Here is a 16,780-nt window from a genome sequence, read left to right on the forward strand (position 1 = left end):
TATCCCCAGATTTGTCCCCAACGCCCCGGGCAGGGTTGAATCGACCTCGCCCGGCCGGGGGCCCGAATCGGAGGCGCCCGTCAACGGAAAAAACCCCTCCCGGATGCAAATTTATCCGTTGACCGGGGGGCGAAAAATACGTCACCTTGTGTTGGCCGGCGGGTGCAGCACTAGATTTAGTGTCCGCCCGGCAAGGAACAGAATTCCTCACCTCAAGCTTCGGCCTCCATCCGAAGAGCGGCGCAACCCTGCCGGGCTGCGAACGGGTTTCTGTCGCTTGCGACCGGCGCGAAGAGGGGACAGGGCGCGCGTTTCGTCCATGTCCGGGGTTGCGAAAAAGAACGTCACAGGACGGGGCAGAACATGAAGATCGAACGCAAATTCACCAAAGCCGACACCGGGGCCTACGGAGAGCTGGACTTCACCGTCACCTCTTCGGAAATCCGCAACCCCGACGGGACCATCGTGTTCGGCCTCGACAATGTCGAGGTGCCGGCGAGCTGGAGCCAGGTCGCCTCGGACGTGATCGCCCAGAAATACTTCCGCAAGGCGGGGGTGCCGGCGCGGGTCAAGAAGCTGCGCGAAAAGGACGTGCCCGAGTTCCTGTGGCGCTCGGTCCCGGACGAGGCGGCGCTGGCCGCGCTGCCGGAGGCCGAACGCTTCACCGGCGAGACCTCGGCCAAGCAGGTCTTCGACCGGCTGGCCGGCGCCTGGGCCTACTGGGGCTGGAAGGGCGGCTATTTCACCACCGAGCAGGACGCCCGGGCCTATTACGACGAGATGCGCTACATGCTGGCCACCCAGCGCGCCGCGCCCAACTCGCCGCAATGGTTCAACACCGGTCTGCACTGGGCCTACGGCATCGACGGTCCGGGGCAGGGGCATTTCTATGTCGACTACAAGACCGGCAAGCTGACCAAATCGAAATCGGCCTACGAGCATCCGCAGCCGCATGCCTGCTTCATCCAGTCGGTCAGCGACGACCTGGTGCAGGAGGGCGGCATCATGGACCTGTGGGTGCGCGAGGCGCGGCTGTTCAAATACGGCTCGGGCACCGGCACCAACTTCTCCAGCCTGCGCGCGGAGGGCGAGAGACTGTCGGGCGGCGGCAAGTCGTCGGGCCTGATGGGCTTCCTCAAGATCGGCGACCGCGCGGCTGGCGCGATCAAGTCGGGCGGCACCACCCGCCGCGCGGCCAAGATGGTGATCTGCGATGCCGACCACCCGGACATCGAGGAATTCATCAACTGGAAGGTCAAGGAAGAGCAGAAGGTGGCCTCGCTGGTCGCCGGCTCCAAGATGCACGAAGAGCGCCTGAACGCGATCTTCGCGGCGATCGGCGCCTGGGACGGCAAGGTCGAGGACGCCTATGACCCGAAGGTCAACGAGGGCCTGAAGGTGGCGATCCGCGCCGCGAAAAAGCTTTCGATCCCCGAAGCTTACGTCAAGCGTGTGCTGGACTACGCGCGCCAGGGCTATGACAGCATCGAATTCCCGACCTACGACACCGACTGGGATTCCGAGGCCTACAGCTCGGTCTCGGGGCAGAATTCCAACAACTCGGTGCGCGTCACCGACGCCTTCCTCAAGGCGGTCGAGAACGACGCCGACTGGGAGCTGATCCGCCGCACCGACGGCTCGGTCGCCAAGACCGTCAAGGCCCGCGACCTGTGGGAACAGATCGGCCACGCCGCCTGGTCCTGCGCCGATCCGGGCATCCAGTATCACGACACCATCAACGCCTGGCACACCTGCCCGGAGGACGGCCCGATCCGCGGCTCGAACCCGTGCTCGGAATACATGTTCCTCGACGACACCGCCTGCAACCTGGCCTCGATGAACCTGCTGACCTTCCACAAGGACGGCGTGTTCCAGGCCGAGGATTACATGCACGCCACCCGGCTGTGGACTCTGACGCTGGAAATCTCGGTGATGATGGCGCAGTTCCCGTCGAAAGAGATCGCACAGCTTTCCTACGATTTCCGCACCCTGGGCCTGGGCTACGCCAATATCGGCGGGCTGCTGATGAACATGGGGCTGGGTTACGACAGCGATGAGGGCCGGGCGATGGCCGGGGCGCTGACCGCGATCCTGACCGGCGTCTCCTACGCCACCTCGGCCGAGATCGCCGGCGAGCTGGGCGCCTTCCCGGGCTATGCCCGAAACGCCCGGCACATGCTGCGCGTCATCCGCAATCACCGCAACGCGGCGCAAGGCAACGGCCAGGGCTACGAGGGGCTTGAGGTGAAGCCGGTGCCGCTCGACCACGCCAACTGCCCCGACGCGCGGCTGGTGGAACTGGCGATGAGCGCCTGGGACGAGGCGCTGGAGCTGGGCGAGAAGCACGGCTACCGCAACGCCCAGGTCTCGGTGATCGCGCCCACCGGAACGATCGGCCTGGTGATGGATTGCGACACCACCGGCATCGAGCCCGACTTCGCGCTGGTGAAGTTCAAGAAGCTCGCCGGCGGCGGCTACTTCAAGATCATCAACCGCTCGGTCCCCGCGGCGCTGGAGAAGCTCGGCTACAACTCGGCCGAGATCGAGGAGATCATCGCCTACGCGGTCGGCCACGGCACTCTGGGCAACTGCCCGGGCATCAACCACACCTCGCTGATCGGCCACGGCTTCGGCCAGAACGAGCTGGACAAGATCGAGGCGGCGCTGCCCTCGGCCTTCGACATCCGCTTCGTGTTCAACCAGTGGACCCTGGGCGAGGAGTTCTGCACCCGGACGCTGGGCATCCCGGCGGCGAAGCTGGCCGATCCGACCTTCGACATGCTGCGCCACCTTGGCTTCACCCGTGCCGATATCGAGGCCGCGAACGACCATGTCTGCGGGACGATGACGCTGGAGGGCGCACCGCATCTGAAGGACGAGCATCTGTCGATCTTCGACTGCGCCAACGCCTGCGGCAAGAAGGGCAAGCGTTTCCTGTCGGTGGACAGCCACATCCACATGATGGCGGCGGCGCAGAGCTTCATCTCGGGGGCGATCTCGAAAACGATCAACATGCCCAACGATGCCACCATCGAGGACTGCCAGAAGGCCTATGAGCTGTCCTGGTCGCTGGGGGTGAAGGCCAACGCGCTCTACCGCGACGGCTCCAAGCTCAGCCAGCCGCTGGCGGCAAGCCTGGTCGAGGACGACGAGGAGGCCGAGGAGATCCTCGCCACCGGATCTGCCCAGGAAAAGGCGGCGACGCTGGCCGAGAAGATCGTCGAGAAGATCGTGGTCAAGGAGGTCGCCCGCGGCCGCCAAAAGATGCCCGAGCGGCGCAAGGGCTACACCCAGAAGGCGATCGTCGGCGGCCACAAGGTCTACCTGCGGACCGGCGAATATGCCGACGGCGCCCTGGGCGAGATCTTCATCGACATGCACAAGGAAGGCGCCGGCTTCCGCGCGATGATGAACAACTTCGCCATCGCGGTGTCGGTCGGCCTGCAATACGGCGTGCCGCTGGAGGAGTTCGTCGATGCCTTCACCTTCACCAAGTTCGAGCCGGCGGGCATGGTGCAGGGCAACGACAGCATCAAGAACGCGACCTCGATCCTCGACTACATCTTCCGCGAACTGGCGGTCTCCTATCTCGACCGCACGGACCTGGCCCATGTGAAACCGCAGGGCGCGAGCTTCGACGATCTCGGCGGCGGCCTGGAGGAGGGCGTCTCGAACCTCAAGGAGATGTCGGAAAGCGCCGCATCGAAATCGCTGGAGGTGCTGAAGCAGATCAGCTCGACCGGATATCTGCGTAAGCGGGTCCCGCAGGAGCTGGTGGTGCTGCAGGGCGGCATGGGCGCGACCGCCTTCGGCCGCGCGGCCGACGCCGAGGCGGCGCTGCAGACCCTGGTGCCGGAGGCCAAGGTGGCCTCGGCCGGAACGGCCAGCGCCAGCACCAGCGCGATCGCCATGGACGCGGTGACGCGCGCCAAGATGCAGGGTTACGAGGGCGACCCCTGCGGCGAATGCGGCAACTACACGCTGGTGCGCAACGGCACCTGCATGAAGTGCAACACCTGCGGTTCGACGAGCGGCTGCAGTTGAGGGAACAAGTCACCGGGGCGGGTGCGCTCGCCCCTGACGCGGATCGGGCCGCAGGCAAAAAACGGGCGGTAGCAACGATGAGCCTGATCCAGCGAAACTGGGGCGCCCCTCGGGCGCCCCTCTTTCTGTCCGGCGATCGGCTAGCTGTGGGTCTGCACCACCGACAGCGCGTGCAGCGCGGCGCGCTCGGCCTCGGGCAGGGCGCCGGGATCTGCGGTCATCTCCGCCAGCCGTGCCAGCAGGCGCGTGAGCTCGGCGATTTCGGCGTCCCTGTGGGGCCGGTCGGGGCGGGTGAAGCCGCCCAGGCTGCGCGAGCCGTCCAGCACATGCGATATCACGATCGCGTGGGCGAAGCCGAAGCGGCGGGCGGCGGCGATAACGCCCATGCTGTCCTCGTGCTCCAGATCCTCCCAGCGCCGCGCGCCCTCATGGGTCAGCGCCCAGCGCACCAGCGGGTCGTGCAGCACCAGCGCGTTCTGGGAATAATACTCCACCCAGGCGCTGTCATAGGCCTGGAACAGGTAGCGCGGCGTGGTGAATCGGATATGCAGCGCGATGGCATAGCCCGAGGGACATAATTCTCCGATCCGGCCCAAGGTGCCGTCCAGGCTCAGGCTGCTGAACATGTGACCTCCGGTCACGCGTATTGTTTTTGCTGTCAGGGCGGGATAAGCCCGGTATCCAACGCATTACACGAAAGGTGTGCGATTGAAAATGGCCATGATGCGCCGCGACAGACAGCGCATGGAGTTCCCGGTGCGATGGGGAACCTGATCGCGCACCGGCAATTCGCCAGCTTGGCACCCGCGGGCTACTACGTGGCGCTGCGGGTCGGCTTCGCCTTTCCGGTCGCCGAGGAGAACCGTTTTCCCGCGCCCTGGATCGCGGCCTACACCGCGCAGGGGCTGATGCCGCATGATCCGGTGATGCACTGGGTGCACGGCCATTCCGGCGCGATCCGCTGGAGCGAGATCGACCTTCCCGACCCGATGAACGTGCTGTGCCAGGCGGCCGATGCCGGGCTGCGCTACGGCGTGGCGGCCAGCTGCCCGGACGCGGCGGCGGGGCAGCGCAGCTTCGGCCTGTTCGCCCGCTCCGACCGCGAGTTCACCGCGACCGAGATGCGCGTGCTGGAGGCCCGGCTGCGGTGCCTGCACCAGCAATCCCTGCCGCCGCGCAACCTGACCCGCGCCGAGATCGAGGCGCTGCGCCATGTCAAGTCGGGCAAGCCCCTGCGCGCCATCGCCGAGGAGCTGGGCGTCACCGAGGGCGCCATCAAGCAGCGCCTGAAGAACGGCAAGGAAAAGCTGGAGGCCCGAAACTCGACCCAGGCGGTGGTCCGGGCGACGCAGTTCGGGCTGATCTGAGCCGGGACTGGCGCGGTTTTCCGCCGGCGCGCAGGGCGCGCGGGCAGGGCGCCAAGATAGGAACTTTTTCCCTCTTCCAACGGCGCTTGCCGCACCCAGATATCGTCAGCGGCGGCATCGGGCCGCCGCTGAATCTGAATGCAGGAGTTTTCAGATATGAAACTGAAAGGTTTCACCCTGGTCGCCGGTCTGCTGATGGCAGGCGCGACCTTCGCGGCCGAAATGAGCGACATCGACACCGATGGCGACGGCGTGGCGAGCTATGACGAGATGATCGTGGTCTATACCGATCTCACCGCCGAGGCTTTCGCCGAGATGGACGCAAGCGGCGACGCGATGCTCGATGCGGACGAAATGGCCGCGGCCATCGAGGCCGGCCTGCTGGTCGAAGCCGCCGACTGAGGGCGGCGCGCAGGATCGAGACGGGGCGCCCCGGCCGGCAACGGCCGGGGCTTTTTGCATCAGCGGGCGCCGCGGGCCAGCGCCGCGACGCCGGTGCGCGCGACCTCGACCAACCCCAGCGGGCGCATCAGATCGGCGAAGGCGTCGATCTTGGACGGCGTGCCGGTCAGCTCGAAGACGAAGCTCTCCAGCGTGCTGTCCACCGCGTTGGCGCGGAAGATATCGGCCAGCCGCAGCGCCTCGACCCGCTTGTCGCCGGTGCCGGCCACCTTGAACAGTGCCAGCTCGCGCTCGACCGCGTCGCCCTCGGCGGTCAGGTCGTGCACCTCGTGCACCGGCACGATGCGCCCCAGCTGCGCCTTGATCTGTTCGATCACCGCCGGCGTGCCGGTGGTGACGATGGTGATGCGGCTGGTGTGGCCGGTGTGGTCCACCTCGGCCACGGTGAGGCTGTCGATGTTGTAGCCGCGGCCCGAGAACAGGCCGATCACGCGTGCCAGGACGCCGGGCTCGTTGTCCACGATCGCGGCGATCGTGTGGGTCTCGATCACCTCGACATTGGGATCGCGCAGATCGTAGGCCGAATGTTTCGAGGTGCCTTTTTCGATTTTCAGAGCAGACATTTGTCGACCTTTCTTAAACCAGAACCGCGCCCGAGGAGCCGATCGCGTCCTGCGTGCTGGCCTCGCCCATCAGCATCTTGTTGTGCGGCTCGCCCGAGGGGATCATGGGGAAGCAGTTCTCGTGCTTCTCGACCAGGCAGTCGAAGATCACCGGCCCGTCATAGTCCAGCATCTCCATGATCGCGTCGTCGAGATCCGCCGGATCCTTGCAGATGATGCCCTTGGCGCCGAAGGCCTCGGCCAGCTTGACGAAATCGGGCAGCGATTCCGACCAGGAATGCGAATAGCGCTCACCATGCAGCAGTTGCTGCCACTGGCGCACCATGCCCAGGCGTTCGTTGTTCAGGATGAACTGCTTGACCGGCAGGCAATACTGCACCGCGGTGCCCATCTCCTGCATGTTCATCAGCCACGACGCCTCGCCCGCGACGTTGATGACCAGCGCGTCGGGGTGCGCGATCTGCACCCCGATCGAGGCCGGGAAGCCGTAGCCCATGGTGCCCAGGCCCCCCGAAGTCATCCAGCGGTTGGGGTTATCGAAGCCCAGGAACTGCGCCGCCCACATCTGGTGCTGGCCGACCTCGGTGGTGATGTAGCGGTCGCGGCCCTTGGTCAGCGCCTCCAGGCGTTGCAGCGCGTATTGCGGCTTGATGGTCTTTTCCGAGTTGGTGTAGCGCAGGCAGTCCTTGGCGCGCCATTTCTCGATCTGGGACCACCACTTGGCCAGCCCCTCCTTGTTGACTTTGCGTCCGCGCGCCTTCCAGACGCGCAGCACGTCCTCCAGCACATGCGCCACGTCGCCGAGGATCGGCATCTCGACGCGGATCACCTTGTTGATCGAGCTGGGGTCGATGTCGATATGCGCCTTGCGCGAGTTCGGGCTGAAATCGGCGATGCGCCCGGTGATGCGGTCGTCGAAACGGGCGCCGACGTTGATCATCAGGTCGCAGCCATGCATCGCCAGGTTGGCCTCGTAGAGGCCATGCATGCCCAGCATGCCCAGCCACTTGTCGCCCGAGGCCGGGTAGGCGCCAAGCCCCATCAGGGTCGATGTGATCGGGAATCCGGTGGCCTCGACCAGTTCGCGCAGCAGCTGGGTGGCCGCGTCGCCCGAGTTGATGACGCCGCCGCCGGTGTAGAAGACCGGCTTCTCGGCGGTCTCGATCGCCTCGACCAGGCGGGTGATGACCTCGATGTCGCCCTTGACCTGCGGCTGGTAATGGCCGGTGCGCGCGGCGCGCGGCGCCACGTAGTCGCCGGTGGCGAACTGAACGTCCTTGGGGATGTCGACCAGCACCGGGCCGGGGCGGCCCGAGGTGGCGACGTGGAACGCCTGGTGGATGGTGTCGGCCAGCCTGTCGGTCTCCTTCACCAGCCAGTTGTGCTTGGTGCAGGGGCGGGTGATGCCCACCGTGTCGGCCTCCTGGAAACCGTCGGTGCCGATCATGAAGGTCGGCACCTGGCCGGTCAACACCACGATCGGGATCGAATCCATCAGCGCGTCGGTCAGGCCGGTCACAGCGTTGGTCGCGCCGGGGCCGGAGGTGACCAGAACCACGCCGGGCTTGCCGGTGGAGCGGGCATAGCCCTCGGCGGCATGCACCGCGGCCTGTTCGTGACGCACGAGGATGTGGCGGATGTCGTTCTGCAGGAAGATTTCGTCATAAATCGGCAGCACCGCCCCGCCGGGGTAGCCGAATACGATCTCGACCCCCTGATCCTTCAGGGCCTGCACCACCATCCTCGCACCGGTCATCGCCTGTGTCATCGCTTTCTCCGTCCGTCGCGCCTTATTGCGCCGGCCTTTTCGGCCATAAAAAAACCCCCGGTCGATTGACGGGGGCGCATGGGAGACCATTCAGGTTGCCGTCACCGGCCCATGCGCCATTTCCCTACAAGTACCAGAATGCCGTTCATTCCACCGGGTTCCTTCGTTCAGGTGGGGCGGACTTTAGGGGGGGGCGCAGGGGGCGTCAACCGGCAAAACGAAAGAAATGTGTCGCGAAAGCGGCCGCCGAATTTCCATTTGTTGCGCGCAGTCCCGCGTCGGCGTTCGTTTTCGCAAAGCGATCGCGGCGCCCGGGGCGGTGCGGCAGGGGGCGGCGACCGTGAAAAAGCGCCCGCGCTGGCGGGGCGGATCGCGGCCTCGGCCCATGCCGATCGGCGCCGCGCCCCCCGGGGGGCGGCGGCGTGCGCGATCTGTGTCGGGATCGGGGTGGGCGGCTCAGGCGCCGGCGGCGGGCTGGCCTTCCAGCGCGGCGCGGCTGTCGGCCGGCGCCTCGTCGCGCTCGGTCATGCCGTAGTCGCGCAGCACATGGGTCACGCGCAGGCGGTAGCCCTCGAAGATGCCGTCGCGCCCGGCGGCCTGCGCGGCGCGGTGATCGGCGGTCTCGCGCCAGCGCTTCACCGCCGCCTCGTCCTCCCAGAAGGACAGCGACAAGAGCTTGCCCGGCGTGGTGAGGCTCTGGAACCGCTCGACCGAGACGAAGCCCTCGACCTGTTCCAACTCCGGCCTGAGCCGGGCGGCGATGTCCAGATAGGCGTCCTTGTGGCCCTCGGCGATGGTGACTTCGAAGATGACGGCGATCATGGCAGCTCCCTGTCAGAGATCCACGCCGGTGCCCTGCAGCACCCCGTGTTCCAGCGCGTAGCGGGTCAGCCCCGCGGTCGAGGAGATTCCCAGCTTGCGCTTGATGTTCTTGCGGTGGGTCTCGACCGTGCGGACCGAGATGTCAAGCGCGGCGGCGACTTCCTTGTTGGAGCGGCCCTGCGCCAGTTGCAGCAGGATGGTCTGCTCGCGGTTGGTGAGCTGTTCGCGCGGCGTGCCGGCCTTGGGCGTCAGCGCGGCGTTGGCGCCGGTGCACAGATAGCGTTCGCCGGACATCACGGAATCGATGGCGCGCTTGATCTCCTCGGTGGGGACGTCCTTCAGGATGTAGCCCATCGCGCCGTGGCTCAGCGCCGAGATCACATATTCGGCGCTGTCATGCATGGACAGGATCACGATCCGCGTCTCGGGCCGGCGTTCGAGGATGATCTCGGCCGCCGTCAGCCCGCCCACCTGCGGCATGTTCAGGTCGAGCAGGATCACGTCGGGGGCCAGGTCGCCGACCCTCTCGATCGCCTCCTGGCCGTTGGAGAGCGTGCCGACCACGGTCAGGTCGTCATAGGTTTCGAGGATCGCCTCGATCCCCTCGGCCACCATCGGGTGGTCGTCAACGATGGCGATGCGGACCGGTTTGTTCATGCGCTGGCCTTTGTCTGATTTTCCGGGGGCAGCATATGCGTCAAAGGCACGCGGGCCTCGATCATCGTGCCGTTGCGCGAGGACAGGATCCGCAGCGTGCCGTCGAGCTGCTCCATCCGTTCCTGCATGTTGCGCAGGCCAAGCCCGCCGCTGTCGGTCTGGGCGCCCTGGGCAGCGGTGAGGCCGCGGCCGTTGTCCTCGATCCGCAGCATCGCGCCGGCGGTGTCGCCGCGCACCTTCAGCACCACCTTCGTCGCGCCGGAGTGGCGTTCGATATTGGTCAGGGCCTCCTGCGCGATGCGGTAGAGCGCGATCTTGGCGTCCTGGTCGAGGCGGTTGCGGAACACCACGGTCTCGAACTGGGTCTCGATGCCGGTGCGGGCCTGGAATTCCTCGCACAGCGCCTTGAGCGCGGGGCCGACGCCGAGATCGTCCAGCACCCCGGGGCGCAGGTCGCGCGAGATCCGGCGCACCTCCTGGATGGCGCCGTTGAGGCCCGCGATGCCCTTGTCCAGGCTGTCGCCGGCGCGGGCGTCGCCGGTGGTCAGGCGCCGGCGCGCCAGTTCCAGCGCATAGCGCGCGCCGACGAGGATCTGGCTGATGCTGTCGTGCAGCTCGCGCGCGACGCGGCCGCGCTCCTCCTCCTGGGTGTCGAAGATGCGCTGGGTGAGCTGCTTGAGCTTGGCGTCCGCGAGGCGGCGCTCGCGGATGTTGATGAACAGGCCCGACAGGAAGACCAGCATCAGCGCGGCGATGGTGATCACCACGATCCACAGGAAGGTGCGCTGCACCCGCGCCTTGGTCTCGGCCCGCGCCGCGGCCACGGTGTTCAGAACGTCGTCGATGAAGATGCCGGTGCCCACTGCCCAGCGCCAGTCCTGCAGACCGATGACGTAGGAGACCATCTGCGCGGTCTCGCCGGTAGAGGGCTTGGTCCACAGATAGCTGTGATAGCCGCCCCCCGTGCGCGCCAGCGCGATCAGGCGGTCCACCACCGGCGTTCCCTCCGGATCCTCCAGCCCTGCCCAGTTGCGGTTGATGAACGCGGTCTGGCGCGGGCTGACGAGATTGGTGCCGTCGTAGTCGTAGACGAAGAAATAGCCGTCCTGCCCATAGAGCATCGCGGCGAGGGTCTGGATCACCTTCTCCTTGGCCGCGTCGTCGTCGGGCAGGGCGCTGCCATAGACCGAGGCGTAGGCGGTGCGCGCCAGCGAGATGTAGTTCTTCAGCTCGTCCCGCTTGGCCGCGATCAGCTGGGCCTCGAGCGCGGCGATCTCGCGCTCGGCCAGTTGTTTCGACTGATGCGCCACCAGCCCCGCGATCGCCGCCACCGCCAGCACCAGCGGCAGGGTTGCCAGAAGAAACAGCTTCTGCGCGTAGCTCAGGCGGCGCCGTTTCCTTGTGGGTCCGGTTTGCACGCTCATCGGCCCCTCATCCCCATGTTGTGGCCGAATCGCAAGATGAAACGGCCGGCGCGCTGCGTCAATTGTTCTCAGCCTGCCTGTTTTTCGGGCCGAATGGGCATGAAAGCCGATAAAACGCAGCGTTCTACGCACTACTAGGTATTTATTCGGCGGATTGCTGCCGTTAGGGTTTCCGGCACTGAAAACGATCCGCCCGCCTCTGGCCGGGCTTTCATTCGGGAGGAGAGACCTTATGGATCGTCGTTCTTTTCTGAGAACTTCCGCGCTTGGCGGGACCGCTGCGGCAGCTTCCACTCTGGCTGCACCGGTTTACGCACAGGGCAAGCGCACCCTGACCATGGTCACGACCTGGGGCCGCGGCCTGGCGGGCGTGTTCGACGCTGCGCAGCACGCCGCTGACACCATCACCGCCATGTCCGACGGCCAGCTCACCGTCGACGTGAAAGCCGCCGGCGAACTGGTGGGCGCCTTCGAGGTGTTCGACGCCGTGACCGCCGGTCAGGCCGACATGTATCACGGTGCCGACTACTACTTCGTGGGTCAGCACCCCGGCTACGCCTTCTTCACCTCCGTGCCCTTCGGCATGACCGCGCAGGAACTGGCCAACTGGTACTACCACGGCGACGGCGCGGCGCTGCACGACGAACTGGGCCAGATCTTCGGCCTGAAATCCTTCCTCGGCGGCAACACCGGCGCCCAGTCGGGCGGCTGGTTCGCCAAGGAAATCTCCGGCCCCGAGGACTTCAACGGTCTGAAGTTCCGCATGCCGGGCCTGGGCGGCAAGGCGCTCGGCAAGCTGGGCGCATCGGTGCAGAACCTGCCCGGCGCCGAGGTGTACCAGGCGCTGGCCTCGGGCGCCATCGACGGCACCGAGTGGATCGGCCCCTGGGCCGACGAGAAGGCCGGCTTCCAGGAGATCACCAAGTTCTACTACACCGCCGGCTTCCACGAGCCGGGCGCGGGCCTGTCGATCGCGCTCAACCGCGAAGTGTTCGAGGGCCTGACCCCGGCGCAGCAGAAGATCGTCGAGATCGCCTCGGCCGAGGCGCACCAGTGGAACCTGGCGCAATTCCTGGCCAACAATGGTGCCGCCCTGGTGCGGCTGCAGGCCGCCGGCGTCAAGACCCTGGAATTCCCGGACTCTGTGTGGGATGCCTTCGGCAAGGCCTCCGACGAGGTGCACCAGGAGAACATGGGCGATCCGCTGTACAAGAAGATCTACGACAGCTACATCGCCTCGATGAAAGCATCGTCGGGCTGGATCCAGAAGTCGGAAGGCGCCTACCGCGAGCAGCGCGACCGCGTTCTGGGCTAAGTCAAACACGACTGACAACGGTGCTTCCCGGCTTCGGCCGGGGAGTACTTTTTCGTAGGACCCGCGCCCCGGCGCGGAGGGGATACGGGGGACGTGATGCTGGACGGCATCCTTTGGTTCTTTCAGAACATCGGCCTGGCCTTCTACAATCTGGGATATGCGGTGACGCATCCGAGCCTGTGGCTGGACTGGTCGAACAAAGAAGCGATCATGCGCTTCGTGTATTACGGCGGTTCGATCGAGTTCTTCTTCGTCGTGTTCACCGCCTTCCTGGTGCTGACGGCGCTGGGATTGTGGAAGCGCAACATCATGTGGGGCGCGGTGCGCGTGCTCGAAGGCTTCGCAAACAGCATCGGGCGGTTCTTCGCCTGGGCCGGCCTGCTGATGGTTCTGCAGCAGATCGTCATCGTCTTCGTCCAGCGCATCTTCGCGCGGGCCGACCTGACCTTCGGCTTCGGCTCTCCGGTCAGCTTCGACGTGAGCTGGTGGGCGGAGGAGCTGAAGTTCTACAACGCGCTGGTGGTCACGCTCTGTGCCACCTACACCTTCGTGCAGGGCGGCCATGTGCGCGTGGACCTGGTCTATTCCGCCGTGTCGCACCGCACCAAGCGGGTGATCGACATGATCGGCGCGCTGGTCTTCATGATGCCGGTGGCGGTGCTGACCTGGATGTATGGCTGGTACTTCATGTGGCGCCACCTGATCACGCCGAAGCCCTCGGCCTCGGACACGCTCGACCGGCTGCTGATGAAGGCGCGCGCCGTGCGCTGGAACGTCGAGACAATCGGCTTCTCGCCCAACGGATTCAACGGGTATTTCCTGTTCAAGATCCTGCTGGTCTTCTTCACCGCCATGGTGTTCCTGCAGGCGATCGCCTTCTTCTACCGCTCCTACCTGGAGTTCGTGGAGGGCGAGGCCAGCACCGGAAAATACCTCGACAAGGATACCCTTGGCGCGGGCGAAGAAGCCTACGAAGGCACACACTAAAAGGGGCAGGAACACATGCTTTTCGGACTTGATGGCGTCGAGATCGGCCTGATCATCGTCTTCCTCTGCCTCTTCGGGGGCATTCTGTCGGGCTTTCCGGTGGCCTTCGCCATCGGCGGCGCCGGGATCATTTCCTTCGGGATCATCGCCGCGCTGGACAGCGCGGGGCTGTTGGTGCACCAGGCCATCGACACCGGCTCTGAGGCCTACCGCGCGCTGGTCGCCAGCGGGCTTCATCCCGACCACATATCGGTCTTCCGATATCCTGAGCTGCCGCGCATGGATACGGCGATCTTCCCGAATGGCTGGGAACAGGCGCTTGACCGCAACGTCAGCTTCATCGTCAACCGCATGAACGAGCGGGTGCTGGCCGGGGCCTCGATCGAGACCCTGCTGGCGGTGCTGATGTTCGTGCTGATGGGGATCACCCTGGAGCGCTCCAAGATCGCCAACGACCTGCTGACCACCATGGCGCGCGTCTTCGGGCCGCTGCCCGGCGGCCTGGCGGTGTCGGTGGTCGTGGTGGGCGCGTTCCTGGCGGCCTCGACCGGCATCGTGGGCGCCACCGTGGTGACCATGGGCCTGCTGTCGCTGCCGACCATGCTGCGCAACAAATACTCGCCCGAGCTCGCGACCGGCGTGATCGCCGCCTCGGGCACGCTGGGCCAGATCATCCCGCCCTCGATCGTGATCGTTCTGCTGGGCACGCTGGCCGGCGACCTCTACTCGGCCGCGCAGGAGCAGCGCGCGCAGCTTGCCGGCTGCTCGGACGCGCTGACCTATCTGGGCGAGGCGGCGGTGGTCTCGGTGGGCACGCTGTTCCAGGCCGCGATCCTGCCGGGCATCATGCTGGCCGTGCTCTACGCGCTCTATGCCTTCGGCTATGCCATGCTCAAGCCGCACAAGGCCCCGCCCGTGCATGTCGAGGCCAGCACCGGCGAGCCGGTGACCCGCCGCGAGGGGCTGACCTGGTTCCTGGGCGCACCTGTCGCGCTGATCGGCGGCGCGATCCTGGCGGGCTATATCGGCCTGGTGGGCAGCCAGGACGTGACGGTGGACAGCTATTCCGACGCCGGCGAGACCGCGGTGCTGCGCACCAATGTCTCGGATCAGTGCAAGGCCTCACTGATCGAGCTGCACGGCCAGGAGAAATGGGACCTGGCGGTGGAGCAGCAGAAGGTCATCGACGCCGCCGGCGGCGTGGAGAAGAGCCACCAGCTGAGCGAAGAGGAGATCGCCACCGCGCGGGCCGCGAAGATCGCCGCCGCGGCGCCGCTCTCCAGCGCGATCCTCACCGGCTTCGTGCTGCTGTCGCTGGTGCTGACCTCGGCGCGCGGCGTCTCGCCCTCGGCCGACACCCGTCCGCTGCTGATCGGCGCCGCCGGCGTCGTGCTGGGGCTGGTCGTCGATGCGGCGCTGATCTCGCCGATCACTTCGCCGGGACGCACCGTCCTGCTGCTGGCCATCCCGCTGGTGCTGACGCTCTATGGCTGCCGCTACGCGGCCACGCTTCTGGGCAAGAACGATCTGCTGCGCGTGGTCTTCCCGCCGCTGGTGCTGATCGTGGCGGTGCTGGGCTCGATCCTGGGCGGCATCACCAACCCCACGCCGGCAGCGGCGCTGGGGGCGGGCGGCGCGATCATGCTGGCGGCCTACCGCAAGCTGGCCGAGGAGCAGAAGAGCGGCAAGCTGATCATCTGGTCCTCCTTCGCGGTGGTGATCATGATCTTGGCGGGCATCAATTTCGACCTGCGCATCAGCCGGTCGGACGTGCCGCTGGAGGATTGGATCGCCTTCTTCGTGGCCCAGGGCGCCTATCACTTCTCGCTGTTCGGCATCCTGTACAGCTGCTGGGTGCTGTGGCGTTCGGGCGTGCTGCCGCCGATCGTGCGCGAGACGGCGAAGGTGACCTCGATGGTGTTCACCATCCTGATCGGCTCGCAGTTGCTGAACCTGGTGGTGATTTCCTTCGGGGGCGAGCATTACATCCAGCAGTTCCTGAAGAGCTTCGACAACGAGTTGACGGTGTTCCTGATCGTGATGCTGGTGCTCTTCGTGCTGGGCTTCGTGCTCGACTTCCTCGAGATCATCTACATCGTGATCCCGATCGTGGGGCCGGTGATCTATGGCGGCACCTTCGATCCGAAATGGGTGACCATCATGATCGCGGTGAACCTGCAGACCAGCTTCCTGACGCCGCCCTTCGGCTTCGCGCTGTTCTACCTGCGGGGGGTCGCCCCGCCGGAGGTGACCACGGGCCACATCTACCGCGGGATCGTGCCCTTCGTGCTGATCCAGGTGGTGGGGCTGGGGATCCTTTGGTTCTTCCCCTCGATCGTGACGATCGTGCCGAGCCTCCTGCCGCACTGACAAACGGAAAAGCCGCCCCCTCGGGGGCGGCTTTGCCCTTTGCAGTCACGAAAAGACCCGGAAGCGCCGCTTCCGGGTCTTTTCGTTCCGGCGCGTTCGGGCCCGGCGCGGAGGATCAGCCGCGCGCGGCGCGGGTGTCGGGCAGGGTGATCTTGGCCACCTGTTCGGCGATCGGGTCGACCGACAGCGGGTGGGTCTCCTCGGCATGGCCGGCGGGATCGCCCAGCGGCTGCCATTGCCCGTGCTTGTAGATCTCCAGCGCCGCGAAATTGGCCTTGTAGCCCATCTTCGGGCTGCCCGGCACCCAGTAGCCGAGATAGACATAGGGCAGCCCCGCCTCACGCGCGATCTCCACATGGTCGAGGATCACATGGGTGCCGAGACTGCGGCCCTCCAGGTCGGGATCGTAGAAGGAATAGACCATGCTCAGCCCGTCATCGAGGACGTCGGTCAGGCAGACCGCGGCGAGTTCCCCCTTGCGGCTGCCAGGCGCGGGCGGGTGGCTGTATTCGACCACGCGCGAGCGCACCGGGGTCTCCTCGATCATGGCGGCGAATTCGAAGATGTCCATGTCGGCCATGCCGCCATCGGCGTGGCGCGCATCGAGATAGCGCCGGAACAATGCGTATTGCTCCTCCGTGGCCCAGGGTGAGGTCGCCTGCCGGGTCAGTTCGGCGTTGCGCCGCCAGGTGCGGCGCTGGCCGCGGCTGGGCACGAAATCATCGATCCGGATGCGCGCCGAAAGGCACGCCGCGCAATCGGCGCAGGAGGGGCGGTAGAGAACGTTCTGCGACCGCCGGAAGCCCTGTTTCGACAGCGCGTCGTTCAGTGTCTCGGCGTATTCGCCCTGCAGCGCGGTGAACAGCTTGCGCTCCATCCTGTCCGCGAGATAGGGGCAGGGCTGGGGGGCCGTCACATAGAACTGGGGCGCGAGGGGCAGGGTATGGCGCATTCAGCTACCAAATTTGCTGCGGTTCGTGACAAACGCTAGCAAAGCGCGG

The 16,780-nt window shown here is 66.2% G+C and carries 13 protein-coding genes; 6 read left to right on the forward strand and 7 right to left on the reverse strand.

Annotation, left to right across the window (positions count from 1 at the left end; translation table 11 throughout):
* Positions 1-363 precede the first annotated feature (363 nt).
* On the forward strand, positions 364-4,044 hold the full coding sequence (locus KCI33_RS10050; RefSeq protein ID WP_212524652.1) for a vitamin B12-dependent ribonucleotide reductase: 3,681 nt from the start codon (positions 364-366) through the stop codon (positions 4,042-4,044).
* Positions 4,045-4,184: 140 nt separating this feature from the next.
* Here KCI33_RS10050 and KCI33_RS10055 read toward each other — a convergent pair whose 3' ends face one another.
* Entirely contained in the window at positions 4,185-4,670 is a 486-nt protein-coding gene (locus KCI33_RS10055) for an autoinducer binding domain-containing protein (RefSeq protein ID WP_212524653.1), read from the reverse strand.
* A gap of 135 nt (positions 4,671-4,805) precedes the next feature.
* Between KCI33_RS10055 and KCI33_RS10060 the strand changes: the two genes are divergently transcribed.
* Both KCI33_RS10060 and KCI33_RS10065 read left to right on the forward strand, forming a co-directional pair.
* Positions 4,806-5,411, forward strand: a complete 606-nt coding sequence (locus tag KCI33_RS10060) for an autoinducer binding domain-containing protein (protein WP_212524654.1) — start codon at positions 4,806-4,808, stop codon at positions 5,409-5,411.
* A gap of 156 nt (positions 5,412-5,567) precedes the next feature.
* Positions 5,568-5,813: an EF-hand domain-containing protein gene (locus KCI33_RS10065; RefSeq protein ID WP_249139008.1), complete on the forward strand. Its 246-nt coding sequence runs from the start codon at positions 5,568-5,570 to the stop codon at positions 5,811-5,813.
* Positions 5,814-5,872: 59 nt separating this feature from the next.
* On the opposite strand, the gene ilvN is transcribed toward KCI33_RS10065, so the two are convergent.
* The 5 genes from ilvN to KCI33_RS10090 all read right to left on the reverse strand — a co-directional run bounded on the left by ilvN (position 5,873) and on the right by KCI33_RS10090 (position 11,107).
* Entirely contained in the window at positions 5,873-6,436 is a 564-nt protein-coding gene (gene ilvN, locus KCI33_RS10070; RefSeq protein ID WP_212524655.1) for an acetolactate synthase small subunit, read from the reverse strand.
* Between the two features lie 13 nt (positions 6,437-6,449).
* Positions 6,450-8,204, reverse strand: a complete 1,755-nt coding sequence (locus KCI33_RS10075; protein WP_212524656.1) for an acetolactate synthase 3 large subunit — start codon at positions 8,202-8,204, stop codon at positions 6,450-6,452.
* Between the two features lie 456 nt (positions 8,205-8,660).
* Complete coding sequence (locus KCI33_RS10080; RefSeq protein WP_212524657.1) at positions 8,661-9,026, reverse strand: antibiotic biosynthesis monooxygenase; 366 nt, start codon at positions 9,024-9,026, stop codon at positions 8,661-8,663.
* 12 nt (positions 9,027-9,038) lie between these two features.
* Positions 9,039-9,683, reverse strand: a complete 645-nt coding sequence (locus KCI33_RS10085; protein WP_212524658.1) for a response regulator transcription factor — start codon at positions 9,681-9,683, stop codon at positions 9,039-9,041.
* On the reverse strand, positions 9,680-11,107 hold the full coding sequence (locus KCI33_RS10090) for a cache domain-containing protein (RefSeq protein ID WP_212524659.1): 1,428 nt from the start codon (positions 11,105-11,107) through the stop codon (positions 9,680-9,682). Before KCI33_RS10090 ends, KCI33_RS10085 begins: the two co-directional genes overlap by 4 nt.
* A 232-nt stretch (positions 11,108-11,339) precedes the next feature.
* Between KCI33_RS10090 and KCI33_RS10095 the strand changes: the two genes are divergently transcribed.
* From KCI33_RS10095 to KCI33_RS10105, 3 genes are all read left to right on the forward strand, one after another.
* On the forward strand, positions 11,340-12,422 hold the full coding sequence (locus KCI33_RS10095; protein ID WP_212524660.1) for an ABC transporter substrate-binding protein: 1,083 nt from the start codon (positions 11,340-11,342) through the stop codon (positions 12,420-12,422).
* A gap of 96 nt (positions 12,423-12,518) precedes the next feature.
* The gene (locus KCI33_RS10100; RefSeq protein WP_212524661.1) at positions 12,519-13,409 is read left to right on the forward strand and encodes a TRAP transporter small permease subunit; all 891 of its coding nucleotides are present in this window, start codon (positions 12,519-12,521) and stop codon (positions 13,407-13,409) included.
* 15 nt (positions 13,410-13,424) lie between these two features.
* Positions 13,425-15,779: a TRAP transporter large permease subunit gene (locus tag KCI33_RS10105; protein WP_212524662.1), complete on the forward strand. Its 2,355-nt coding sequence runs from the start codon at positions 13,425-13,427 to the stop codon at positions 15,777-15,779.
* Between the two features lie 115 nt (positions 15,780-15,894).
* On the opposite strand, the gene KCI33_RS10110 is transcribed toward KCI33_RS10105, so the two are convergent.
* On the reverse strand, positions 15,895-16,731 hold the full coding sequence (locus KCI33_RS10110; RefSeq protein ID WP_212524663.1) for an arginyltransferase: 837 nt from the start codon (positions 16,729-16,731) through the stop codon (positions 15,895-15,897).
* Positions 16,732-16,780: the final 49 nt, after the last annotated feature.

The sequence above is a fragment of the Actibacterium sp. MT2.3-13A genome, assembly GCF_018139985.1.
In the GTDB taxonomy this organism is placed as follows: domain Bacteria; phylum Pseudomonadota; class Alphaproteobacteria; order Rhodobacterales; family Rhodobacteraceae; genus JAGSOU01.

Bases quoted from the DNA above. Each gene is read 5' to 3' on its own strand.
- KCI33_RS10055 (WP_212524653.1), bottom strand. From the start codon at position 4,670: ATGTTCAGCAGCCTGAGCCTGGACGGCACCTTGGGCCGGATCGGAGAA.
- KCI33_RS10050 (WP_212524652.1), top strand. From the start codon at position 364: ATGAAGATCGAACGCAAATTCACCAAAGCCGACACCGGGGCCTACGGA.
- KCI33_RS10080 (WP_212524657.1), bottom strand. From the start codon at position 9,026: ATGATCGCCGTCATCTTCGAAGTCACCATCGCCGAGGGCCACAAGGAC.
- KCI33_RS10100 (WP_212524661.1), top strand. From the start codon at position 12,519: ATGCTGGACGGCATCCTTTGGTTCTTTCAGAACATCGGCCTGGCCTTC.
- KCI33_RS10075 (WP_212524656.1), bottom strand. From the start codon at position 8,204: ATGACACAGGCGATGACCGGTGCGAGGATGGTGGTGCAGGCCCTGAAG.
- KCI33_RS10085 (WP_212524658.1), bottom strand. From the start codon at position 9,683: ATGAACAAACCGGTCCGCATCGCCATCGTTGACGACCACCCGATGGTG.
- KCI33_RS10065 (WP_249139008.1), top strand. From the start codon at position 5,568: ATGAAACTGAAAGGTTTCACCCTGGTCGCCGGTCTGCTGATGGCAGGC.
- KCI33_RS10105 (WP_212524662.1), top strand. From the start codon at position 13,425: ATGCTTTTCGGACTTGATGGCGTCGAGATCGGCCTGATCATCGTCTTC.
- KCI33_RS10090 (WP_212524659.1), bottom strand. From the start codon at position 11,107: ATGAGCGTGCAAACCGGACCCACAAGGAAACGGCGCCGCCTGAGCTAC.
- KCI33_RS10095 (WP_212524660.1), top strand. From the start codon at position 11,340: ATGGATCGTCGTTCTTTTCTGAGAACTTCCGCGCTTGGCGGGACCGCT.
- KCI33_RS10110 (WP_212524663.1), bottom strand. From the start codon at position 16,731: ATGCGCCATACCCTGCCCCTCGCGCCCCAGTTCTATGTGACGGCCCCC.
- KCI33_RS10060 (WP_212524654.1), top strand. From the start codon at position 4,806: ATGGGGAACCTGATCGCGCACCGGCAATTCGCCAGCTTGGCACCCGCG.
- ilvN (WP_212524655.1), bottom strand. From the start codon at position 6,436: ATGTCTGCTCTGAAAATCGAAAAAGGCACCTCGAAACATTCGGCCTAC.